Source organism: Tessaracoccus zhenghani (genome assembly GCF_055326325.1).
In genome coordinates, this window is record NZ_JBUZNQ010000003.1 from 346,385 (window position 1) to 368,283 (window position 21,899).

Here is a 21,899-nt window from a genome sequence, read left to right on the forward strand (position 1 = left end):
CCCAAAAGATACCGCCTCTGGCCCCAAAAGTTCAGCCCTAGGGGTGGTTTTTGCCATCAGTTCAGCAGGGACGCAATCTCCGACTGCAGCGTGGTGGTCTTCTCCCGTAGCTTGTCGTGCCCCGAACCGATCACTCCCCGGCTCGTGGTGGGCAACACGTGCTTCAGGCTTTGCCCGAACAATTCCGCTATTCCCGCGACGGTACCGCCCTGGGCGCCGAGACCCGGCACGAGGATGGACGCGTTGAAGTTGCTCAGATCGCACCCGGAGTCGCCGTGCGTGCCGCCCACCACGAGACCCACAGCGTGATCCGCGGAGGGGTTGAGCGCCGCGATGGTGTCCACCACGTGTTGGGCGACGGTGACGCCCCCGGTGGTGGCCAGCTGCACCGCCGCACCCTCAGGGTTGGACGTGCGGGCCAGCACGTAGAGGCCCTGGCCACCGGCCACCGCCGCGTCGATCGCCGGCTGCAGCGAGCCGACCCCGAGGTACGGCGACAGAGTGATGGCGTCTGCGCGGGTGGGTGCGTCGTCGCCCAGGAACGCGGTGGCGTAGCCGCCCATCGAGGAGCCGATGTCGCCGCGCTTGACGTCGAGGATGCTCAGCGCGCCGGCTTCGCTGATATCCTCGAGCACCCGCTCCAGGACGGCGACGCCCTTGGAGCCGAAGGCCTCGAAGAAGGCGGACTGCGGCTTGAAGACGGCCACGATGTCGCCGATCCCCTCGACGATGCCCCGGGCGCAGCGTTCGAGCCCGTCGACGCTGTGGGGCAGGCCCCAGGCCGCCAGCACGGACGGCATCGGGTCGATGCCGACGCACAGGCGACCACGCGAAGCTGTGGCGGCGGTCAGTTTCTCGGCGTAGGTCATGACGCCTTCCTGTATTCCTGGATCCCGCGCACCAGCGCAGGGCCCTCATAGATGAATCCGGTGTAGAGCTGTAGCAGCGCCGCGCCCGCGTCGAACATCCGACTGCCGTCAGCGGGGCTCATGATGCCGCCCACCCCCATCAGGGGCAGGTGCGTGGACGCCGCCAGGTGCTCGACGAATGCCAGTGCCCTCGCGGTCAACGGCCGGCCGCTCAGCCCACCCGCCTCGCGGGCCAGATGCTGGTCCGGAGGGGTGAGCCCGTGGCGCGACAGCGTGGTGTTGGTGGCGACGATGCCGGACACCGCCGAATGGTTGAGCACCGCGAGGGTCTCCGCCAGATCTGCGCCCTCGAGATCTGGGGCCAGCTTCACGAACACCGGCACGGGCCGGTGGCGGTTGAGACTCGCAGCCTCGTCTGTGAGCGCACCCAGCAGTTCTGCCAGCTGGTGCGCGGCCTGCAGGCTGCGCAGGCCGGGCGTGTTGGGGCTGGAGACGTTGACGGCGACATAGTCGGCGAAGGGCGCGAGCAGTCGCAGTGACGTGAGGTAGTCCGCCGTCGCGTCCTCCAGGGCTGTCACCTTGGACTTGCCGATGGAGATGCCCAGCGGGATGCCGACGGCGCAGTTGCCCCGTGCGATGCCCTTCGCCCGCAGCGTGGTGGCGAGGGCGGCCGCTCCCCTGTTGTTGAAGCCCATGCGGTTGACGATGCCCTCGGACCGGACGGCGCGGAACACCCGGGGCTTGGGATTGCCCGGCTGCGCCAGCGCGGTGACCGTGCCGAGTTCGGCGAAGCCGAAACCGAAACGTGCCCAGGCCTGGGCCGCGACCCCGTCCTTGTCGAGGCCTGCGGCCAGACCCACCCGGTTGGGGAAGCGGATGCCCGCCACCGTCACCGGGTCTGCCACGCGGCCCCGGGCACCGCCCGGGACCTTGGCCAACACGTCGATCATGGCCTCGTGCACCCGCTCGGGGTCTCCCCCGGCGGAGCGGAACAGGCCGGCCCTGAGACCGTGGTATCCCGTCCGGAGCCCGCGGGTGACGAGGCCGCTCATCAGGCCTGCGCCCATTCCTGCAGCGACCTCACGCCCACCTCGCCGCGCTGGAGCGCCTCGATCCCCTGCGTGGCCGCGGCCAGGCCGGGCACCGTTGTGATCGACGGCACGTCGGCCAGCACTGCGGCGGTGCGGATGAGGTAGCCGTCCTCGCGGGTGCTGGCACCCGACGCGGAGCCCTCCGGCGTGTTGAAGATCAGGTCGATCTCGCCGGACTTGATCATCTCGACGATGGACTTGGACTCCTCGCCCTCCTTCAACTCGGAGAGCTTGAGCACCACTTCGGCGGCCACGCCGTTGCGGCGCAGCACCGAGGCGGTGCCGGCAGTGGCGAGGACGCGGAAGCCCAGGTCGACGAGGCGCTTGATGGGCCAGATGGCGTGGCGCTTGTCGCGGTCCGCGATGGAGACGAACAGCGTGCCCCCGGTGGGCAACGGGCCGCCGCCGGCGTCCTGCGACTTGGCGAAGGCGGTGCCGAAGTTGTCCGACAGGCCCATCACCTCACCGGTGGAGCGCATCTCCGGCCCGAGCAGCGTGTCGACGAACGCGCCGGCGGTCGTGCGGAACCGGTTGAACGGCATCACGGCCTCCTTGACCGCGACCGGCGCGTTGGGACGCGGCGTCGAGCCGTCGCCCTCGGCGCGCAGCATGCCGCTGGCGCGCAGGTCTGCGATGCTGCGGCCCATCATGATCAGCGCCGCAGCCTTGGCCAGTGAGGTGTTCGTGGCCTTGGACACGAACGGCACCGTGCGGGAGGCGCGCGGGTTGGCCTCGAGCACGTAGAGCGTGTCGCTGTGCACGGCGTACTGGATGTTGAGCAGGCCGAGCACGCCCACGCCCTGCGCGATGGCCAGCGTGGAGGTGCGGATCTCCTCGATGACGGCGTCGCCCAAGGTGATGGGTGGCAGTGCGCACGCGGAGTCGCCGGAGTGGATGCCGGCCTCCTCGATGTGCTCCATGACGCCGCCGATGTACAGCTCGTTGCCGTCGAACAGTGCGTCGACGTCGATCTCCACGGCGTCGTCCAGGAAGCGGTCGACGAGCACCGGCTGGTCCTCGCTCACCTCCGTGGCCTTGGCGATGTAGGTCTCGAGGGCTTCGTCGTTGTAGACGATCTGCATGCCTCGCCCACCCAGCACGTAGCTGGGGCGCACGAGCACCGGGTAGCCGATCTCCGCGGCGATGGCCTTGGCCTCATCCGCGGTGACGGCCATGCCGTGCTTGGGCGCGGGGAGGCCAGCGCGGGCGAGCACCCGCCCGAAGGCGCCGCGTTCCTCGGCCAGGTTGATGGCCTCAGGCGAGGTGCCGACGATGGGCACGCCCGCGTCCTTGAGGATCTGGGCGAGCTTCAGCGGTGTCTGGCCGCCCAGCTGGCAGATGACGCCGGCGACGGGGCCGGCCTGCAGCTCGGCGTGGTAGATCTCGAGCACGTCCTCCGCGGTGAGCGGCTCGAAGTAGAGCCGGTCCGAGGTGTCGTAGTCGGTGGAGACGGTCTCGGGGTTGCAGTTGACCATCACGGTTTCGTACCCGGCCTCGCGCAGCGCCATGGTGGCGTGCACGCAGGAGTAGTCGAACTCGATGCCCTGGCCGATGCGGTTGGGGCCGGAGCCCAGGATGAGCACGGCCTCCTTGGTGCGGGTGGGCACCTCCGTCTCCTCGTCATAGGTCGAGTAGAGGTACGGCGTGCTGGCCTCGAACTCCGCGGCGCAGGTGTCCACCGCCTTGTACACCGGGCGGATGCCCAGCGCGTGCCGGACGCCCCGCACCACGTCGGTGGTGAGGTTGCGTAGCTGGGCGATCTGGGCATCGCTCAGCCCGTGGCGCTTGGCCTTCCGGAGCAGTTCCGGGGTGAGCTGGTCCGTGTCGCGCACCTGGCGGGCCACGTCGAGGAGGATCTCGAGCTGGTCGAGGAACCAGGGGTCGATCTTGGTGGCCTCGAAGACCTGTTCGACGCTCGCCCCGGCGCGCAGGGCCTTCATGACCACCTGGAGCCGGCCGTCGAACGGCCGCGACGCGGTCTCGAGAAGTTCCTCGACGCTCTCGTCGATGGGCATGTTGAACTCGAAGGGGGCCTTCGGGTCCTCCATGGAACGCAGGGCCTTGCCCAGCGCCTCGGTGAAGTTGCGGCCGATGCCCATCGCCTCGCCCACAGACTTCATGTGGGTGGTCAGGAACGGGTCCGCCGCGGGGAACTTCTCGAAGGCGAACCGCGGGATCTTGACGATCACGTAGTCCAGCGTGGGTTCGAAGCTCGCCGGAGTCACCTTCGTGATGTCGTTGGGGATCTCGTCGAGCGTGTAGCCCACGGCGACCTTGGCGGCGATCTTCGCGATCGGGAAGCCGGTGGCCTTGGAGGCCAGCGCCGACGAGCGCGACACCCGCGGGTTCATCTCGATGACGATCATGCGGCCGTCGTCCGGGTTGACGGCGAACTGGATGTTGCAGCCTCCGGTGTCGACACCGACGGCGCGGATGACGCCGATGGCGACGTCGCGCATGCGCTGGAACTCGCGGTCCGTCAGCGTCATGGCGGGCGCCACCGTGATGGAGTCGCCGGTGTGGACGCCCATGGGGTCGAAGTTCTCGATGGAGCAGATGATGACGACGTTGTCCGCCTTGTCACGCATCACCTCCAGCTCGTACTCCTTCCAGCCGAGGATGGATTCCTCGATGAGGACCTCCGTGGAGGGCGAGGCTGCCAGGCCGGCGCCGGCGATGTTGCGCAGTTCTGCCTCATCGTGCGCAAAGCCGGAGCCCACGCCACCCATGGTGAACGACGGGCGCACGACGACCGGGTACCCCAGGTTCTCAGCGGCCGCGACGACCTCCGCCATGGTGTGGCAGATGTGCGACTTGGCCACCTCCGGCGGCCCGCCGGGGATGTCCAGGCCGAGGCAGATCTTCTTGAACTGCTCGCGGTCCTCACCGCGCTGGATGGCGTCGATGGACGCGCCGATCAGCTCCACGCCGTACTTCTCGAGCACACCGTTGTCGTGCAGGGCGACGGCGGCGTTGAGCGCCGTCTGGCCGCCGAGGGTGGCGAGCACCGCGTCGGGGCGTTCCTTCGCGATGACCCGCTCGACGAACTCAGGCGTGATGGGCTCGACGTAGGTGGCGTCCGCGAAGTCCGGGTCCGTCATGATCGTGGCCGGGTTCGAGTTGACCAGGACCACGCGGTAGCCCTCTTCGCGGAGGACGCGGCAGGCCTGGGTGCCGGAGTAGTCGAATTCGCAGGCCTGACCGATCACGATGGGGCCCGAGCCGATCACCAGGATCGACGAGATGTCTGTGCGACGCGGCATCAGGCGTCCTTTCCGGCCGAGATGACCGACACGAACCGGTCGAAGAGGTAGTTGGCGTCGTGGGGGCCGGCGGCGGCCTCCGGGTGGAACTGCACGGAGAAGGCCACGAGGTCCCCGTCGCGACGGAGTTCGAGACCCTCGACGACGTCGTCGTTGAGGCACTTGTGGCTGACGCTCACCTGGCCGAACTCGGTGTCGACGGTTCCCTCCAGGGGCGCGTCGACGGCGAAGCCGTGGTTGTGCGACGTGACCTCGATGCGGCCCGTCGTGCGGTCGACCACCGGCTGGTTGATGCCGCGGTGGCCGAACTTGAGCTTGTAGGTGTCGAAGCCGAGCGCGCGGCCGAAGAGCTGGTTGCCGAAGCAGATGCCGAAGAACGGCACCTTGGCCTCCAGCACCTCGCGCAGCAGCGCCGTCGGGGCTTCAGCCGTCGACGGGTCGCCGGGCCCGTTGCTGAAGAACACGCCGTCCGGTGCGTAGCTCATCACCTCGTCGAAGGTGGCGTGGGCGGGCACCACGTGCACGTCCAGGCCGCGGGCGGCCAGCTGCGTGGGAGTCATCGACTTGATGCCGAGGTCCACCGCGACGATCGAGTACAACGTGTCGCCCTTGGCCTCCACCGTGTACGGCATCTGGGTGGTCACGTCCCCGATGAGGTCCTGACCCGCCATCATCGGCTGGTCCAGCACGCGGGCGAGCAGTTCGTCCACGTTGTCGGTCTCCGTGGAGATGCCCACGCGCATGGCGCCGCGGTCACGGATGTGGCGGGTGAGGGCACGGGTGTCGATATCGCAGATCCCGACGATCCCCTGCTCACGCAGTTCGTCGTCGAGGCTCCTGGCGGAGCGCCAGTTGGAGGGACGGGGCGCGGGGTCGCGCACGATGTAACCGGCCACCCAGATGCGGCCGGATTCGCCATCCTCGTCGTTCCACCCGGTGTTGCCGATGTGGGGGGCGGTGGCCAGCACCACCTGCCCGCGGTAGCTGGGGTCTGTCAGGGTCTCCTGATATCCGGACATGCCGGTGGAGAACACCAGCTCGCCGAACGTCTCGCCATTGGCGCCGAAAGATCGGCCACGAAACACGCGCCCATCCTCCAAGACCAACAATGCGGGAACGGGACTCATGCGTTACCTCTTTCGGAGATCAGTTCGTGTTTGGCTTCGCGCCGGCGGCCTTGGCCAATAGGCCATTGAGGAACGCCGGTGATTCATCGGTGGACAGATCTCCCGCGAGGCGGACCGCCTCGGAGATGACTGCGCCTGGAGGGGTGTCGGTGTAGTCGAGCTCGAAGATCGCCATGCGGGCGAGGTTGCGGTCGACTGACGGCATGCGGTCCAGCGGCCACGCCGCGGAGGCGGCAGCGGAGATCCGGTCGTCGATCTCGTCGAGGTGCTCAGCCACACCGAAGACGATTTCGCGCGTCAGTTCGCGGACGACGCCGCCCGACAGCGTGCGCTGCTCGGTGAAGGTCTCGCTCAGAGAGTCGCCGCGCTGCTCCGCCATGAAGAGGATGTCGAGAGCAGCTTTGCGGGCCTTGGTCTGCGCGCTGTAGTGGGAGGGGCGCTCAGACATCTAGCTGGAAACGCGTCCGAGGTAGGAGCCGTCGCGGGTGTCGACCTTGACCTTCTCACCGTTGGTGATGAAGAGGGGCACCTGGATCTGCTTGCCGGTCTCCAACGTGGCGGGCTTGGTGCCACCGGTGGAGCGGTCGCCCTGCAGGCCCGGCTCGGTGTAGGTGACGATGAGTTCCACGGAGGTGGGCAGTTCGATGAACAGTGGAGCGCCCTCGTGGGTGGCCACAAACGCGTTGGTGTTCTCGAGCAGGTAGTCCTTGGCGTCGCCGACGGTCTCCGCGGGGACGTGGAGCTGGTCGAAGGTGGCGATGTCCATGAACACGTAGTCGTCGCCGTCCATGTAGAGGTACTGCATCTCCGAGCGGTCCACCGTCGCGGTCTCGACCTTGGTGTCGGCGTTGAAGGTGCGATCGACGATCTTGCCGCTCAGCACGTGCTTCAGCTTGGACCGCACGACCGTGTTCCCCTTGCCGGGCTTGTGGTGCTGGAACCACTGCACCTGCCACAGCTGGCCATCGAGATCGAGGACCATTCCGTTCTTCAAATCGTTGGTCGAGACCATGTCTGTTCTCCTCAGTGGATCGGGGGCTGCGGCCAACGGAGCATTCTACGGGATCGGGCGCCAACTCAGAAAAATCCGTCCACACTCCGTGTCGCGCAGGGCCCTCAGGCACCCGCCTCCTCGCGGAGAATGGCGACGACGGCGTCGCGCGTCAGGTCGAAATGGCTGCGACCCTGCGCGTCGAGGGAACGCCGGCCGTAGTAACCCGCGGGACCGTCGTGGCCCATCGGGCCGATCGTGTGGAAGCTGACGCGACCCTCCCGCTTGGCCCGGTTCCACGTCGACAGGGGCGAGGTGGGCCAGCGTCCGGGGAAGGCGACGGTGCCCAGATGATGGGTGTGGTCGCGGGTGCCGGTGAGGTGCCAGAGGTGCCGCATCCTGTCCAGGCCGGGGTCGTCGCCGAAGATGCCCCCGATGCTGATCAGCGAGACGGGCACCTTGAGCGCGTGCAGGAACCACCCGGCGCCCAGTGCCATCTGCACACCGCCCGAGAGACCCATCAAGGTGACGGGCGTGCCGCTGCCGGGCCGGTATCCGTGACGCTGCAGGGCGCGCCACAGCTCCTGCGCCAGCCCGATGTTGAACGTGGGTCCGTACCGTGGGTCTGCGGAGACCAGCACCTGGGCGATGTTGCGGATGTTGATGAGGTTGTGGATGGGGTTCCAGTGCCAGTGCTCACGGGTCCAGCCGAGCACCTTCCACAGGCCCATCGTGGTCCGGTGCAGCAGCCCCCGGTTGTCGACGGCGTACGGGAACACCTCGGAGATGATGCAGGCGCCCGGCACCTCTTCGGCGACCGCGGCCAGCCAGGCGTCCTCGCGGTCCGAGAGAGTGTCGCCGCTCAGCACGGCCACCCCGGACAGGTAGACGACGAACGCCGTTGGCCCGATGCCGGCGGCCTGGGGTGGGGGGCGCATGGGGTCGAAGGTGGCGGCGATCTCCGCCTGACCCTTGTCGGCCCACCAGCGCAGCGACTCCAGCGGCGACAGCAGCACGAACGCCGCCACCATGAGCGCCGCCCCGCCCAGGACCCAGCTGATCACGCCTGCGCCTCCCGCCGAGTCCGGTCCAGCACCGGCATGGCAGGCATCCCGGCGAGGATGTCACGGGAGGTCACGACGGTGGGCCGGCCGGTTGCGAGCGTCCAGACCCTGGAGCCCACCCAGTTGACCGGGCGCTGTAGGAGCCGCGACAGCAGTTGCATCACGAACCAGCCCGAGAGGGAGAACCCCAGCGCCCACCAGCGCCCGATGTCGAAGACCTCGGCCAGGCCGAACCAGAGGATGAGGAAACTCCAGCCCTGCAGGACGCGGCCGAAGAACATGCCGAAGTGCGGCATGGCCTGGATGAAGGCGAAAGCCAGTGGCGCCACCGACAGCAGGCCCACGAGGACCAGCGGCATCAGCGGCGCGGCGCGGCGCAGCCCCAGCGAGGTGACGCCCCAGGTAACGGCCGCCTGGATGATGTGGAGGGTGGCCAACGACACGATGTTCAGCAACAGCGTGCTGACCAGGCGCAGCCCGTGGATGCGGTTGAGCAGCAGGATGGCGGTGTGGCCGAGCATCGTGGAGGCGCCCGCGATCAGGGCCACTCCGAGGGCCGCCCAGAGGCCCACCTGTGCGAGGTGGCTGCTGTCCAGCCGCAGGGCCGCTCCCAGCGCTTGCCACACCTCTGACATGTGAAAGAGCTTACGGCAGCGGATCGGCGGCCTCCCAGGGCCACCCGATGGGAGGGAGACGAACTTCCGGGTACCAGGGGATGAACTTCCTCTAAACGATCCGCAGGGGTGAGCAAATCCTTGACAACATCCCTCTAGGGTGAGGGCCACTGTCGCCTCAATTCCGCGGCGACGTCGTTTCTTCACTAGGAGTCCGATCCATGCGCAAGCACCTCACCGTGCTGGCTGCGACAGCGGCATTGCTCGCCGCATCATTCGTCGCTGCGCCGGCACAGGCGGTACCAGCAGATCACCTCGTCATCAACGAGGTCTACGCCCGCGGCGGTAGCGCCAACCAGCCGTTCAACAAGAAGTTCGTCGAGCTGTACAACCCGACCGCCCAGGCCATCGACCTGACGGGCTGGAAGCTCGGCTACAGCTCGGCCACCACTGCCGGCGTCGGCAGTACCTGTGGTCTCTCGGGCACAGTCGCCCCCGGCGGGTTCTTCGTCGTGGGCACGGGCACCAACAACGCCACCGTCGGTGCAGACGTCTCGGTACAGCTCGACTGCGGCATCAACCCCAGCGGCACCAACGGTGCGATCACCCTCCTGAACGGCGACGTCGAGATCGACATTGTTGGTTACGGCACGGCGGTCCGCAACGAGACCGCCGCGGCCATCTACACCGGTGGAAACTCCACCCCGGGATCGATCACCCGCACCGGCGCATCCGACACTGACAACAACGCCGAGGACTTCGATTTCACCGAGACACCCACCCCGGGTTCGGACTCCTCCATCACAGGCGGCGGGACCCCCACCCCCACGCCGACGGAGACCACAACGGTCCCGACGGAGCCCACCGTGACCCCGATCGCTGAGATCCAGGGCCCGGGCGCGGCCACTCCCCTGTCCGGCCAGACCGTGACCACCACTGGCGTCGTCACGGCGGCGTATCCCACCGGCAACTTCCGCGGTGCCTACATCCAGACCCCGGGCTCCGGTGGGGCGCCCAAGGCACCCGGCGATGCTTCTGATGGCATCTTCGTCTTCGGCGACGCCGCAGCCAACGCCACCATCGGCGAGTGCTACACCGTGACGGGAACCGCCGGTGAGCACTTCACCCTGACCCAGCTCGCGAACGCCACGCTCACGCCCGCTGCCGACTGCGCCGCGGTCACCCCCACCGCGCTGACCACCTTCCCCGGCACCGACGCCGCGAAGGAAGCCTACGAAGGCATGCTCGTGCTGCCCACCGGCGGCTACACCATCACCAACAACTATGACCTGAACCGCTACGGCCAGATCGGCCTCGCGTACGGTGACGAGCCGCTGTTCACCGCCACCGACGTGGTCCGTCCCGGTCCTGAGGCCCTCGCCTACGAAGCCGAGAACCGCACGAAGCTGATCACGCTCGACGACGGCTCCAGCTGGGACTACACCAACAACGCCGCCGCCAAGAACTCGCCGTTGCCGTACCTGAGCGCGGCCACGCCCATGCGCACCGGCTCCCCGGTGACGTTCACGGAGCCGGTCATCCTCGACTACCGCTTCCAGTGGAACTTCCAGCCCACCAGCCAGGTCACGGGCGCAGAGGTCTCCTTCATCACCAGCGTCAACGACCGCCCGGCCGACGCGCCCGTGGTGGGGGGCGACATCCAGCTCGCTTCGTTCAACGTGCTGAACTACTTCGACGACCTCGGCGTCAACGAGGCCAACTGCAAGTACTACAGCGACCGCGAGGGCAACCCCGTGGGCGCCAACAACTGCCAGGTGCGCGGTGCCTACTCCGAATCGGCGTTCGCCGATCAGGAGGCCAAGATCGTCGCGGCCATCAACAAGCTGGACGCCGATGTCGTCGGCCTCCAGGAGATCGAGAACAGCGCCGCCATCACCTACCTGGCGGGCCAGCCCCGCGACAAGGCGCTCGCCACCCTGGTGGCCGCGCTCAACGCAGCCGGCGGCAACTGGGCGTTCGCACCCAGCCCCACGGTGGCAACCCCGAATGAGGACGTCATCCGCACGGCCTTCATCTACAACCCGGACACCGTCCAGCTCGTCGGCCCGTCCTACATCCTGCTCGACGACGCCTTTGCCAATGCGCGCAACCCGCTGGCCCAGGAGTTCCAGGCCAAGGGCAGCACCACCACGTTCGTCGCGATCGTGAACCATTTCAAGTCGAAGGGTTCCGGTGAAGACGACGGCACCGGCCAGGGCAACGCCAACCCCTCCCGCGAGGCTCAGGCCAAGGCCCTCAGCACCTGGGCGAACACCTTCGAGGCTTTCGCCGACAAGCCCGTGTTCCTGATGGGCGACTTCAACGCGTACACGATGGAGACCCCGGTCCAGTTCATCGAGGACGCCGGCTTCACCAACCTGACCCAGGGTGGCGTGGCCGAGGACGCGACCTACCAGTTCAGCGGCCGCCTCGGCTCGTTGGACCACGTGTTCGCCAATGACGCGGCCCTGGCCCTCGTCACCGATGCGGCGGTCTGGAACATCAACGGCGACGAGTCGATCGCGTTCCAGTACTCGCGCCGCAACTACAACATCACCGATTTCCACGCCGTCGACGAGTTCGCGTCGTCGGACCACGACCCTGTCGTGGTGGGCATCAAGGCACCACAGCCGGACGTCACCTCTCCGATGATCTCCGAGATTGCACACCAGAAGCTGACGGTGGGCAGGCACTTCTCACTGCAGGTACAGGCCACCGACGATTCGGCCGACCTGACCTACAGCGTGCTCGGCAACCCCGCCTGGCTGACGATCGACGCGGACGGAACCCTCAGCGGAACACCGACCGGCCCCCGGTCGTACAAGGTGACGATCCGCGTCTCGGATCCGGCCGGCAACACGAGCAGCGACACTGTCCTGCTACAGGTCAAGCCCAAGACGGCGGCCCAGCCGCCTGTCCGCAAGCGGTAACCACACATAAACATCGGGCCCCGGCAACGCTGTGCGTTGCCGGGGTCCTTGTGCATGTCGGCCTCGTCAGCAGAGTTCGCGGTAGGCGGCTTCCATGGCCGCCTCATCCGGCGCGTCGATGATGACGGGCTTGCCGAACTCCGTGATGCCGACGATCCGCAGGATGTTGCCGCGGGCCTTCTTGTCGAGGCTCATGATCGCGCGCAGGTCCTCCCACGCCGACTGCTCGTAGCGCAGCGGCAGGCCCAATCCGCCGAGGAGGTCGTCGTGCATGGCGACCGACTCGTGGTCGAGCCCGAGCAGCTGCCGCGACACCCGCGAACACCAGGCCAGGCCGACGGCGATCGCATCGCCGTGGCGCCACGTGTAGCGCGCGTGCGCCTCGATGGCGTGCCCCAGCGTGTGGCCGTAGTTGAGCGCCTCACGCCCCACGTGGGCGCCCTTCGACGTCGCCTCGCGGAAATCTGCGGCCACCACCGTCGCCTTCACCTGGACGGCGCGGGTGACGAGTTCGGCGAACCGGTCGCTGCGCACGTCTGCGGCATCCGCCAGGTCCTCACGCGCCAGGTCGAGGATGCGGGTGTCGGCGATGAAGCCGCACTTCAGCACCTCCGCCATGCCGGAGCGCACGTCGCGGTCCGGGAGGCTGTCGAGCAGCGCGAGGTCACAGATCACGCCCACCGGCTCGTAGAACGCGCCCACCAGGTTCTTGCCGGCGTCGAGGTTGATGCCCGTCTTGCCGCCCACCGCCGCGTCGACCATCGCGAGCACCGACGTGGGGATGCTGATGTAGGGCACCCCGCGCAGCCAGGACGCGGCCACGAAGCCGGCCAGGTCTGTGGCGGTGCCGCCGCCGATCCCGATCACCAGGTCACTGCGCGTGAAACCGGCCTCGGCGAGGGCGTTCCAGCAGCGGCTGAGCACCTCAACGGTCTTGGCGGCCTCGGCATCCGGCACCGGCAGCAACAGGACGCGTTGCTCGAGCATCCCGGCCACCTGCGCGGCGATCGCCCAGAGCGGTTCGGGATGGATGATGGCCACCCTCGTCGCGTCGCCCACCATGCCGGGCAACTGGGCGAGCGCGCCCCTGTCGATGTGGACCTCGTAGGGGCCGAGGGCGGATTCCACGCGAACGCTCATTCTTCCGCTCCTCCTTGAGCACCACGTTCAGCTGCAAGGTCGTCGGCGACCTCGGAACTGCCGTGACCATCAGTCTCCACGATCTGGGTGGCCAGCGCTTCATAAACTGGATTTCGCTCCCGCAACAGTTCGATGAGGCGGCCGCGCACATTGCCCAGCAGCATGGGGCGTGCCTTGTTCATGCCGACTCTGCGCGTGGCCTGCCCGATGGACACCTTCAGCCAGATCACCTCGTGGCCGCCGTCGCGCAGCGCCTGCTGGATGGCCTCGTTCATCACGGCGCCACCGCCGAGCGACACCACCTCATACGCCTCGAGCAACTCCAGGGTGGCCTCCTGCTCGAGGGCACGGAAGTACGCCTCGCCCTCGTCGGCGAAGATCTCCGCGACGGGCTTGCCCTCAACCTCTTCGATGCGCTGGTCCACGTCGACGAAGGTCTTGCCCAGCTTCCGGGCGAGCCTCTTGCCGACGGTGGACTTGCCTGCGCCGGGGGCGCCGACCAGAACGATGCTCATCGGCCGATCTCCAGGCCGCGGGCGGCCACGTCTGCCAGGTAGGACTCGTAGTTGCGGCGGGTCTCCCCTACGGAGTCGCCGCCGAACTTCTCCAGCGCCACCTCCGCCAGCACGAGCGCCACCATGGCCTCAGCCACGACGCCGGCTGCCGGCACGGCACACACGTCTGAGCGCTGGTGGTGGGCCGCGGCGGCCTCACCCGTGGTGGTGTCGATGGTGCGCAGCGCGCGCGGGACGGTGGCGATGGGCTTCATCGCGGCGCGGACGCGCAGCACCTCTCCGGTGGACATGCCGCCCTCGGTGCCGCCCGAGCGGTGCGAGGCGCGGCGGATACCCCCGTCGGTGGGCAGGATCTCGTCGTGGGCCAGCGAGCCACGGGTCCGGGCGAGGGCGAAGCCGTCACCCACCTCGACTCCCTTGATGGCCTGGATGCCCATCAGCGCGCCGGCAAGCTTCGCATCGAGGCGCCGGTCTCCCTGCGCGTGTGAACCGAGGCCAGGGGGCAGCCCCCAGGCCAGCACCTCGACGACGCCGCCCATGGTGTCGCCCTCCTTCTGGCAGGCCTCCACCTCGGCCTGCATCGCGACGGAGGCCTCAGCGTCGAAGCACCGCACCGGGTCCTCGTCGATGGCGGCCAGGTCCGCGATGGTGGGGAGGTCTTCGCGGCCGGCCCGCACGGGGCCCAGTTCCACCACGTGGCTCAGCACGGTGATGCCGAATGCCTGTTCGAGGAACGCCTGCGCGATGGTGCCCAGCGCGACGCGGGCGGCGGTCTCCCGGGCGGAGGCGCGTTCGAGCAGCGGGCGGGCCTCGTCGAAGTCGTACTTCTGCATGCCGGCCAGATCTGCGTGACCGGGGCGGGGGCGCGTGAGCTTGGCGTTGCGGGCCAACTCAGCCAGCTCGGCCTCGTCCACGTGACCCGGCGCCATCACCTTCTGCCACTTCGGCCACTCGGTGTTGCCGATCATGATGGCGATGGGCGAACCGATCGTCTCGCCGTGGCGGAAGCCGCCCAGCAGGGTGAGTTCATCGGCCTCGAACTTCATCCGCGCCCCGCGGCCGACGCCCAGGCGTCGACGGGCGAGGTTCCGGGCGATCTCTTCGACACCCACTCGTACATGGGCCGGGATGCCTTCCATGGTGGCGATGAGCGCTTGGCCATGGGATTCACCGGCAGTCAGGTATCGAAGCATGAGGGTCATTGTGTCAGAGAAGGGAGCGCCTCTTGAGTTCCCGACCGGCTGCCGAACGGCAGTCCTCGAACGTCACGCGCTGCCCGGTGAGCAGGAAGAACTGGTCCACCGCCTGACCGGCCAGGAGGTCAAGGCCGTTGAGCGAGAACCGGCCGGCTTCCCGGGCCGCGAGCCCGAGCGGCGTCGGCCAGGGGTCGTAGACCGCATCGAAGACGACCGTGGCCTCCGCGGCCAGTTTCGTCGCGTGCTCGGCCGTGGCCGGGGCCGGGATGGTGCTGGCCACGAGGTCGACGGGCCCGACGCTCTCCCCCAGCAGGCTGACCTCGGCGTGCAGCCCGAGGGTACGGGCCAGCTCCAGGATCGGCGCCGCCCGCTCCGGCCTCCTGGCCAGCACGATGATCTCCCTGGTCTTGAGCCCCGCGAGGGCGAGCACCAGCGACCGCGCCGTGGCGCCGTTGCCGAGGATGGCCGCCGTGCGGGGCGTCCCCAGGCGGTGCGCCCGCCACGCCCGGACGAAGCCGGGCACGTCGGTGTTGTAGACCTTGGGCTGAGCCCCGAAGACGAGGGTGTTGCCGCCGCCCACCAGCCGGGTGGGTTCGTCGGCCTCCCCGTAGGCCAGCACTGCCTCCTTGTGCGGGGCGGTGACGCTGAGACCGGCCCAGGCCGGGTCGTCGAGGCGGGACCGCACGAAGCCGTCGAGTTCCGCGGGCGTGACGGTGACGGCGTCGTAGCGCCACACGAGGCCGTTGGCCCGGTAGCCGGCACGGTGGATGGCCGGCGACAACGAATGTTCGGCCGGGTCGCCGATGACGGCGGCCCGGTAGCGCCCTCCGGCGCTCATCCGCTGCAGCGGCCGGTGTTGGCCTGGCACCAGGCCTGGAACTCGGCCTGGTTGGCCTGGTGCTCCTCCATGGTGGCGGCGAACTTCGTCTCGCCGGTGTCCAGGTTGACCGTCACGAAGAAGAGCGCGTCGGTGTCTGCCGGGTTGAGCGCGGCGAGGAGGGCAGATTCGCCGGGGTTGCTGATGGGGCCCGGCGGGTAGCCCTTGTGCACATAGGTGTTGTACGGCGACGGGTTCTGGCGTTCCTCGGCCGTGGTGGTGACCGTGTCCCACCTCTGCACTGCGTAGTGGACGGTGGAGTCCATCTGCAGCGGCATGCCGGCGTTGATGCGGTTGTAGATCACGCGCGCCACCATCGGCTGGTCCTTGGCGCTGCTGACCTCTGCGGCGATGATCGACGCGGTGGTGACGATGTTGCGAGGGGTGACGCCCAGCGCCTGCGCGCCCTCCTCCAGCTTGATCTTGTCCGCCACGCGGTTGAACTGCGACACCTGGGTGGCGATCAGGTACGAGGCGACCGCCGGCTCCCCCACCTGGTAGGTGGACGGGAACAGGAAGCCCTCCAACTGGCCGTTGGCATAACCGGGCAGCGGGTAGATGGTGGGATCTGCTGCCGCGGCCTCCATGTCGGCGTAGGTCAACCCGATCACGGAGTTGGCCGGCCGTTCCATGATCTGCCACTGCCTGACGGACACGGTGCCTTCGGGGAAGGTCACCATCAGGCGCTCCACGTTCTCCGGATCCAGCAGCATCCTGAACGCCGTCTCAGCCGGCAGTTCCTTCTTCAGGTTGAAGCGCCCTGCCTGGAGCTGGTCCGACTCGCCGCTGCGCGTGGCCACCTGGCGGAAGGTGCGGGTGGACTTGATGACACCGGCCTCGCGCAGGATCTCGCCGATCTGGGTGATGCTCGCGCCTCGGGGGATGACGATCTGGACGTCGTCCTTGCCCTCCCCCATGTAATCCTCGGCGGTGCGCCAGGACACGTAGGCGTCGTTGGCCTTCGAGTACACGAACCACCCGCCGCCGATGAGCACCGCCAGCGACAGCAGCACCGCAAAGGCGCTGCGCGCCGTGTAACCCAGGCGGCGCCAATTGAGACGACCGTCGTTATCGGTGAACTTCGCGTTCACTCTGCCTCCAGCTCTACAGATTCTCCGACCGGGTGTCCCGTTCGCCCTTCGGCGTCGAGGGCCCGCTGCAGGATCTCCACGGCCGCAGCCTGGTCGATGACCCTGCGCTGCTGCTTGGCGCGACGACCTGCGTCGCCCAGACTACGGGATGCCGACGCGGTACTCATTCTCTCGTCGACGAGCAGCACCGGTGTCGCCGGGATCATCCGGGCGAGCTGAACTGCCTTCTCCACGACGAATTGCGCGGCGAAGCTGCGCTCACCGGCGAGGGTGAGAGGGAGCCCCACGTAGACGACCCCAGGCTCGTACTCCGCCACGATGGCCGCCAGTCGCTGCATCTCGCCGGGGCCGGCCGGCACGGTCTCGACCGGGTAGGCGAAGGAGACCCCGGCGTTGCACGCCGCGACCCCGATCCTCGCCTTGCCCCAGTCGATCCCGAGGCGCGCACCCTCAGGCACGCTCCTCCAGCGCCGTGCGGACAGCAGCGATGGCCTGCGGGCCAGCGGATGCGTCGGTTCCGCCGCCCTGGGCCAGGTCCTCCTTGCCGCCGCCCTTGCCGCCCATTGCAGCGCACGCGACCGAGATCAGGCGACCGGCGCCGAGCCCCAGACCGCGAGCGGCCTCATTGGTGGCCACGATCGCCGTCGGCTTGTCTGCGCCACCGATCAGCGCGACGACGCCTGGCCCGCTCCCGAGCCGCTCGCGCAGGTCGAGCGCCAGGGTGCGCAGCTCGTTGCCGCCCACCCCGGGCGTCTCCACGCCGAGGAGACGGACGCCGTTGACATCCACCGCCCGGTCCACGAGCGAGGCGGCGCCGGCGAGCAACTTCTCGGACTGGAGCTTGGCGATCGCCTTCTCCGCATCCTTGAGCTGGGCCACCATCTTCTCGACCCGCTCCACGAGGTTGTCCGGGCGCACCCGCAGGGCGTCGGTCAGCTGGTTGACGAGCGCGCGCTCGGCCGCGAACTTGGCGAACGCATCCGTGCTGACCAGCGCCTCGACGCGGCGCACCCCCGAGCCGATCGACGACTCGCTGAGCAGGTTGAGCACACCGATCTCCGCGGTGTTGGCGACGTGGGTGCCACCACACAGTTCACGCGACCACGGCCCCGCGAGCTCGACCATGCGGACGACCGGCGGGTACTTCTCGCCGAACATCGCCATGGCACCGAGTGCCTTGGCGTCCTCCAGCTTCATCTCCTGGGCGCTCACGGCGTAGTTGGCGATGATCGCCTCGTTGGCCTTGGCCTCCACCTCCGCCTTGAGCTGGTCCGACAAGCCCTTCGGCGAGGAGAAGTCGAAGCGCATGTAGCCGGGCTTGTTGTACGAGCCCGCCTGCGTCGCGTTGGAGCCCACCAGTTCGCGCAGGGCGGCGTGCACGATGTGCGTGGCGGTGTGCGCCTGGCAGGCACCGTGGCGCGCTGCGGCGTCGACCCGAGCATCAACCTGCGCGCCGAGCGGGAGTTCGCCCAGCACCTCTACCCGGTGCACGACCAGGCCGGGCACGGGGCGCTGCACATCGATCACGTCCAGCGAGAAACCGTCGCCGACGATGGTGCCGCGGTCTGCATCCTGGCCGCCGGCCTCCGCGTAGAACGGGGTCTCCTTCAGCACGATCTCGACGGTGGTGCCGTCCGTGGCCCGGTCCACGTTCACGCCGTCGACGATGATGCCGCGCACACTGGTGGCCACGGAGAGGTCCGTGTAGCCGAGGAAGGGCACCTCACCCTTCTCGCGGAGCTGGCGGTAGGCCTCCACCGAGGCGGCCCCGCCCTTCTTCGCCCTGGAATCCGCGCGGGCGCGTTCCTTCTGCTCCTTCATGAGCTCGTCGAACTTGGCGCGGTCCACGGAGAGGCCGGCCTCACTGGCCATCTCCATGGTGAGGTCGATCGGGAAACCGTACGTGTCGTGCAGCTGGAAGGCCTTGTCACCGGGCAGCGTGGTGACGGCGGACTTCTTCACCTCACCGACGGCGGTGTCGAACATGACCGTGCCGGACTGCAGGGTGCGACGGAAGGACTCCTCCTCCGCGTAGGCGGACTGGGACACGCGGCCCCATGCCTCTTCGATCTCCGGGAAGGACCCGAGCATGGCGGCCTTGGACACGGGCAGCAGTTCCTGCAGCACCGGGTCACCCACGCCGAGGAGGCGCATGGCGCGCACGACGCGGCGCAGGAGGCGACGCAGCACGTAGCCGCGCGCCTCGTTGCCGGGGGTCACGCCGTCGGTCATCAGCATGAGGCCGGAGCGCACGTGGTCTGCCACGACGCGGAACCGGACGTCGTCCACGTCCGAAGCGCCATAGGCCTTGCCTGAGAGCTCGGCCGCCTTGGCGATGACGGGGTACACCTCGTCGATCTCGTACATGTTCGCCACCCCCTGCTTCAGGTAGGCGACGCGTTCGAGGCCGGAGCCGGTGTCGATGTTGCGGTGGGGCAAGGGGCGCAGGACGTCGAAGTCGTCCTTGCGGCGCACCGCGGAGAGCTCCTCCTGCTGGAACACGAGGTTCCAGATCTCGAGGAAGCGGTCCTCGTCTGCCTCCGGGCCGCCGTCGGGCCCGAACTGCGGCCCGCGGTCGATGTAGATCTCCGAGCAAGGCCCACCGGGGCCGGGAACGCCCATGTGCCAGTAGTTGTCCTTGAGCCCGCGCTCCTGGATGTGTTCGCGCGGGATGCCCACCTCGCGCCAGAGGTCGATGGTCTCCTGGTCACCGTAGAGCGCGGTCACCCATACCTTGTCCGGGTCGAAGCCCCATCCGCCGTCGGCCTCGGAGCCCGTCACCAGGTCCCACGCGTACCGGATGGCGCCTTCCTTGAAGTAGTCGCCGAACGCGAAGTTGCCCAGCATCTGGAAGAAGGTGCCGTGCCGCGTGGTCTTGCCCACCTCGTCGATGTCGAGCGTGCGCACGCACTTCTGCGAGCTCACGGCGCGCTTGTACGGTGCGGGCTCGTCGCCCAGGAAGTAGGGCTTGAACGGCACCATGCCCGCGTTCACGAACAGCAGTGTGGGGTCGTTGTACAACAGCGACGCGCTGGGGACCTTGGTGTGTTCCCGCGCCGCGAAGAAGTCGACGAACCGGCTCCGGATATCGGAGGTCTTCATAAGTGTGGTTCCTTGAAAATGGAGATCAGTTGGAAGGTGTTTCGGGGAGGTCGAGCTCGCGACGCAACTCGGCTTCGCGCTCGGCCATGGCGCGGCGGAAGGTGGCCATGAAGTCGCCGAAGCCGGCGGCCGTCTCGTGCCCCTTCTTCTCGACCTGCTCGGCCATCCCGCGCGGCGTGAGCTTGTGCAGCAGTTCCCGGCCCCGCAGCATCACGAAGATGGTCAGGCCGATGCCGACGAGCATCCAGAAGAGGCGGCTCACTTCCTGCGCCCCTTGAGTGCCTTCCGCACGCCGTAGCTGAACGCGGCGGTCTTCACCAGTGGGCCGCCCAGGGTGGCGGCGAACAGCGTCGACAGCTGCGCGGCGTTCTCGCTCACGACGGTGGCGTGCCCGGTGACCTTGGCGGCGTCCTCCGTCACGACCCCGAGCTTCAGCAGCTCGGTGTTCGTGGTGGCCACGGTGCTCTTGAGTTCCTGCAGCACCGGCACGGAGTTGTGCCCGATGTCGCGGACGGCGAGACGCACCTCGTCGAGGGCGCGCCCGGCCTTGAGCAGCGGTACTGCGGCCAGGGCCACGAATACGCAGGCCGCGATCGCCGCGATCAGGCCTGCAACCTCTCCAACAGTCATGAGCGTCATGGGCGTAACTCTAGCCGACCATCATCCTTCGCCCAGCAGCGCGCGCAGCGCAGCGACGCGCTCGGCGATGGCGGCCTCCTGGCCGTGGTCCGTGGGGTGGTAGTACTCGGTTCCGACGAGGTCCTCCGGCAGGTAGACCTGAGGCGCCACGCCGTGCGGGTAGTCATGGGCGTACTTGTAATCCTTGCCGTGGCCGAGCTTCTCAGCGCCGGCGTAGTGCGCGTCGCGCAGATGGGGCGGCACGAGACCGCCCTTGCCCTGCCTGATGTCGGCGATGGCGGCGTTGATCGCCGCGTACGCCGCGTTCGACTTGGGCGCCGTGGCGGCCGCGACGGTGGCGTGGGCCAGCGTGATGCGCGCCTCGGGCATGCCGAGCAGTTGCACTGCCTGGGCCGCGGCCACGCAGGTCTGCAGCACCCCGCTGGCGGCCATGCCGATGTCCTCGCTGGCCGAGATCATCAGGCGTCGCGCGATGAAGCGGGGGTCCTCCCCCGCCTCGAGCATCCGCGCCAGGTAGTGCAGGGCCGCGTCCACGTCGGAGCCGCGGACGGACTTGATGAACGCCGAGATGATGTCGTAGTGCTGGTCGCCGTCCTTGTCGTAGCGCACCGCGGCGCGGTCGGCCGACGACTCCACCGAGGCCACGTCGATCAGCGCCCCGCCCTTGGCGTCTGCTGCCGCAGCGGATTCCTCGAGGTAGGTGAGCGCGCGGCGGGCGTCGCCACCGGCGAGACGCAGGATGAGGTCGCGGGCGTCGTCTGCCAGTTCGAACAGGTCGCCGTTGGCGCGCGCCAGGCCGCGCTCGTCCGTGAGGGCGCGGTCCACGAGGGCGGAGAGGTCCGCCTCGTCGAGCGGCTGCAGGCGCAGCAGGAGCGAGCGCGACAGCAGCGGAGAGATCACCGAGAAGCTGGGGTTCTCCGTGGTGGCCGCGATCAGCGTGACCAGGCGGTTCTCGACGGCGGGCAGCAGGACGTCCTGCTGGGCCTTGGAGAAGCGGTGCACCTCGTCGACGAACAGGACCGTGGCGTTGCCGCGCGCCAGTTCCCGCTTGGCCTCGGCCAGTTCGGCCCGCACCTCCTTGACCCCGGCCGTGACGGCCGAGAGTTCCACGAACCGCCGGCGGGTGGCCTGCGACACGACCGAGGCGATGGTGGTCTTGCCGACGCCGGGGGGCCCCCAGAGGAACACCGACATCGGCTGACCCTCGGCGAGCCGGCGGAGCGGTGAGCCGGGGGCCAGGAGGTGCTGCTGCCCGACGATCTCGTCGAGCGAGCGCGGCCGCAGGCGCACCGCGAGGGGCGCCTGCGGGTTCATCGCGTCGCTCAGCGACCCGCCCCTGGCCGTGGGCTCGGGGTCAGGGTTGCCGAAAAGGTCGTAGCTCATGGCCGTG

The 21,899-nt window shown here is 68.6% G+C and carries 19 protein-coding genes; 1 reads left to right on the forward strand and 18 read right to left on the reverse strand.

Features of this window, described 5'->3' with window-relative positions; all coding sequences use genetic code 11:
* Nucleotides 1-56: 56 nt before the first annotated feature.
* From pyrF to ACZK4S_RS08820, 8 genes are all read right to left on the reverse strand, one after another.
* Complete coding sequence (gene pyrF, locus ACZK4S_RS08785) at nucleotides 57-869, reverse strand: orotidine-5'-phosphate decarboxylase (RefSeq protein ID WP_076058936.1); 813 nt, start codon at nucleotides 867-869, stop codon at nucleotides 57-59.
* On the reverse strand, nucleotides 866-1,921 hold the full coding sequence (locus tag ACZK4S_RS08790) for a quinone-dependent dihydroorotate dehydrogenase (protein WP_463644003.1): 1,056 nt from the start codon (nucleotides 1,919-1,921) through the stop codon (nucleotides 866-868). Before ACZK4S_RS08790 ends, pyrF begins: the two co-directional genes overlap by 4 nt.
* A complete protein-coding gene (gene carB, locus ACZK4S_RS08795; RefSeq protein WP_463644004.1) occupies nucleotides 1,921-5,223 on the reverse strand; it encodes a carbamoyl-phosphate synthase large subunit in 3,303 nt (1,100 codons plus the stop codon). Before carB ends, ACZK4S_RS08790 begins: the two co-directional genes overlap by 1 nt.
* Nucleotides 5,223-6,350, reverse strand: coding sequence for a glutamine-hydrolyzing carbamoyl-phosphate synthase small subunit (gene carA, locus ACZK4S_RS08800; RefSeq protein WP_463644005.1), 1,128 nt, complete (start codon nucleotides 6,348-6,350; stop codon nucleotides 5,223-5,225). Before carA ends, carB begins: the two co-directional genes overlap by 1 nt.
* Before the next feature lie 19 nt (nucleotides 6,351-6,369).
* Entirely contained in the window at nucleotides 6,370-6,798 is a 429-nt protein-coding gene (gene nusB / locus ACZK4S_RS08805) for a transcription antitermination factor NusB (protein ID WP_076058947.1), read from the reverse strand.
* Nucleotides 6,799-7,362, reverse strand: coding sequence for an elongation factor P (gene efp, locus ACZK4S_RS08810; RefSeq protein WP_076058949.1), 564 nt, complete (start codon nucleotides 7,360-7,362; stop codon nucleotides 6,799-6,801).
* 104 nt (nucleotides 7,363-7,466) lie between these two features.
* Nucleotides 7,467-8,405, reverse strand: coding sequence for a hypothetical protein (locus tag ACZK4S_RS08815; protein WP_463644006.1), 939 nt, complete (start codon nucleotides 8,403-8,405; stop codon nucleotides 7,467-7,469).
* The gene (locus tag ACZK4S_RS08820) at nucleotides 8,402-9,040 is read right to left on the reverse strand and encodes a hypothetical protein (RefSeq protein WP_076058954.1); all 639 of its coding nucleotides are present in this window, start codon (nucleotides 9,038-9,040) and stop codon (nucleotides 8,402-8,404) included. The genes ACZK4S_RS08815 and ACZK4S_RS08820 overlap by 4 nt, the downstream gene beginning before the upstream one ends.
* A gap of 200 nt (nucleotides 9,041-9,240) precedes the next feature.
* Here ACZK4S_RS08820 and ACZK4S_RS08825 point away from each other — a divergent pair, with 200 nt between their 5' ends.
* The gene (locus ACZK4S_RS08825; protein WP_463644007.1) at nucleotides 9,241-11,949 is read left to right on the forward strand and encodes an ExeM/NucH family extracellular endonuclease; all 2,709 of its coding nucleotides are present in this window, start codon (nucleotides 9,241-9,243) and stop codon (nucleotides 11,947-11,949) included.
* Nucleotides 11,950-12,015: 66 nt separating this feature from the next.
* Here the strand turns inward: ACZK4S_RS08825 and aroB are convergent, their stop codons facing one another.
* Genes aroB through ACZK4S_RS08875 form a run of 10 tightly spaced genes read right to left on the reverse strand, consistent with a single transcriptional unit; the run spans nucleotide 12,016 to nucleotide 21,892 of the window.
* Nucleotides 12,016-13,089 (reverse strand): 3-dehydroquinate synthase, encoded by a 1,074-nt coding sequence (aroB, locus tag ACZK4S_RS08830; RefSeq protein ID WP_463644008.1) that lies wholly within the window; start codon nucleotides 13,087-13,089, stop codon nucleotides 12,016-12,018.
* Nucleotides 13,086-13,604, reverse strand: coding sequence for a shikimate kinase (locus tag ACZK4S_RS08835; RefSeq protein WP_076058960.1), 519 nt, complete (start codon nucleotides 13,602-13,604; stop codon nucleotides 13,086-13,088). The genes aroB and ACZK4S_RS08835 overlap by 4 nt, the downstream gene beginning before the upstream one ends.
* Nucleotides 13,601-14,797 (reverse strand): chorismate synthase, encoded by a 1,197-nt coding sequence (aroC, locus tag ACZK4S_RS08840; RefSeq protein WP_459397615.1) that lies wholly within the window; start codon nucleotides 14,795-14,797, stop codon nucleotides 13,601-13,603. Before aroC ends, ACZK4S_RS08835 begins: the two co-directional genes overlap by 4 nt.
* 13 nt (nucleotides 14,798-14,810) lie before the next feature.
* Nucleotides 14,811-15,638: a shikimate dehydrogenase family protein gene (locus ACZK4S_RS08845; protein WP_463644009.1), complete on the reverse strand. Its 828-nt coding sequence runs from the start codon at nucleotides 15,636-15,638 to the stop codon at nucleotides 14,811-14,813.
* A complete protein-coding gene (gene mltG, locus ACZK4S_RS08850; RefSeq protein ID WP_463644010.1) occupies nucleotides 15,635-16,768 on the reverse strand; it encodes an endolytic transglycosylase MltG in 1,134 nt (377 codons plus the stop codon). Before mltG ends, ACZK4S_RS08845 begins: the two co-directional genes overlap by 4 nt.
* Nucleotides 16,765-17,226: a Holliday junction resolvase RuvX gene (gene ruvX / locus ACZK4S_RS08855; RefSeq protein ID WP_459397614.1), complete on the reverse strand. Its 462-nt coding sequence runs from the start codon at nucleotides 17,224-17,226 to the stop codon at nucleotides 16,765-16,767. The genes mltG and ruvX overlap by 4 nt, the downstream gene beginning before the upstream one ends.
* Nucleotides 17,219-19,870, reverse strand: a complete 2,652-nt coding sequence (alaS, locus tag ACZK4S_RS08860; RefSeq protein WP_463644011.1) for an alanine--tRNA ligase — start codon at nucleotides 19,868-19,870, stop codon at nucleotides 17,219-17,221. The genes ruvX and alaS overlap by 8 nt, the downstream gene beginning before the upstream one ends.
* A 25-nt stretch (nucleotides 19,871-19,895) precedes the next feature.
* On the reverse strand, nucleotides 19,896-20,132 hold the full coding sequence (locus ACZK4S_RS08865; RefSeq protein WP_463644012.1) for a DUF6167 family protein: 237 nt from the start codon (nucleotides 20,130-20,132) through the stop codon (nucleotides 19,896-19,898).
* Nucleotides 20,129-20,509: a DUF948 domain-containing protein gene (locus ACZK4S_RS08870; RefSeq protein WP_233120669.1), complete on the reverse strand. Its 381-nt coding sequence runs from the start codon at nucleotides 20,507-20,509 to the stop codon at nucleotides 20,129-20,131. Before ACZK4S_RS08870 ends, ACZK4S_RS08865 begins: the two co-directional genes overlap by 4 nt.
* 21 nt (nucleotides 20,510-20,530) lie before the next feature.
* The gene (locus ACZK4S_RS08875; RefSeq protein WP_463644013.1) at nucleotides 20,531-21,892 is read right to left on the reverse strand and encodes a replication-associated recombination protein A; all 1,362 of its coding nucleotides are present in this window, start codon (nucleotides 21,890-21,892) and stop codon (nucleotides 20,531-20,533) included.
* Nucleotides 21,893-21,899 lie beyond the last annotated feature (7 nt).

What these genes read in the sequence shown, in the direction of transcription:
- pyrF (WP_076058936.1), bottom strand. Translation starts at nt 869, where the DNA reads ATGACCTACGCCGAGAAACTGACCGCCGCCACAGCTTCGCGTGGTCGC.
- ACZK4S_RS08790 (WP_463644003.1), bottom strand. Translation starts at nt 1,921, where the DNA reads ATGAGCGGCCTCGTCACCCGCGGGCTCCGGACGGGATACCACGGTCTC.
- carB (WP_463644004.1), bottom strand. Translation starts at nt 5,223, where the DNA reads ATGCCGCGTCGCACAGACATCTCGTCGATCCTGGTGATCGGCTCGGGC.
- carA (WP_463644005.1), bottom strand. Translation starts at nt 6,350, where the DNA reads ATGAGTCCCGTTCCCGCATTGTTGGTCTTGGAGGATGGGCGCGTGTTT.
- nusB (WP_076058947.1), bottom strand. Translation starts at nt 6,798, where the DNA reads ATGTCTGAGCGCCCCTCCCACTACAGCGCGCAGACCAAGGCCCGCAAA.
- efp (WP_076058949.1), bottom strand. Translation starts at nt 7,362, where the DNA reads ATGGTCTCGACCAACGATTTGAAGAACGGAATGGTCCTCGATCTCGAT.
- ACZK4S_RS08820 (WP_076058954.1), bottom strand. Translation starts at nt 9,040, where the DNA reads ATGTCAGAGGTGTGGCAAGCGCTGGGAGCGGCCCTGCGGCTGGACAGC.
- ACZK4S_RS08825 (WP_463644007.1), top strand. Translation starts at nt 9,241, where the DNA reads ATGCGCAAGCACCTCACCGTGCTGGCTGCGACAGCGGCATTGCTCGCC.
- aroB (WP_463644008.1), bottom strand. Translation starts at nt 13,089, where the DNA reads ATGAGCGTTCGCGTGGAATCCGCCCTCGGCCCCTACGAGGTCCACATC.
- ACZK4S_RS08835 (WP_076058960.1), bottom strand. Translation starts at nt 13,604, where the DNA reads ATGAGCATCGTTCTGGTCGGCGCCCCCGGCGCAGGCAAGTCCACCGTC.
- aroC (WP_459397615.1), bottom strand. Translation starts at nt 14,797, where the DNA reads ATGCTTCGATACCTGACTGCCGGTGAATCCCATGGCCAAGCGCTCATC.
- ACZK4S_RS08845 (WP_463644009.1), bottom strand. Translation starts at nt 15,638, where the DNA reads ATGAGCGCCGGAGGGCGCTACCGGGCCGCCGTCATCGGCGACCCGGCC.
- alaS (WP_463644011.1), bottom strand. Translation starts at nt 19,870, where the DNA reads ATGAAGACCTCCGATATCCGGAGCCGGTTCGTCGACTTCTTCGCGGCG.
- ACZK4S_RS08870 (WP_233120669.1), bottom strand. Translation starts at nt 20,509, where the DNA reads ATGACGCTCATGACTGTTGGAGAGGTTGCAGGCCTGATCGCGGCGATC.
- ACZK4S_RS08875 (WP_463644013.1), bottom strand. Translation starts at nt 21,892, where the DNA reads ATGAGCTACGACCTTTTCGGCAACCCTGACCCCGAGCCCACGGCCAGG.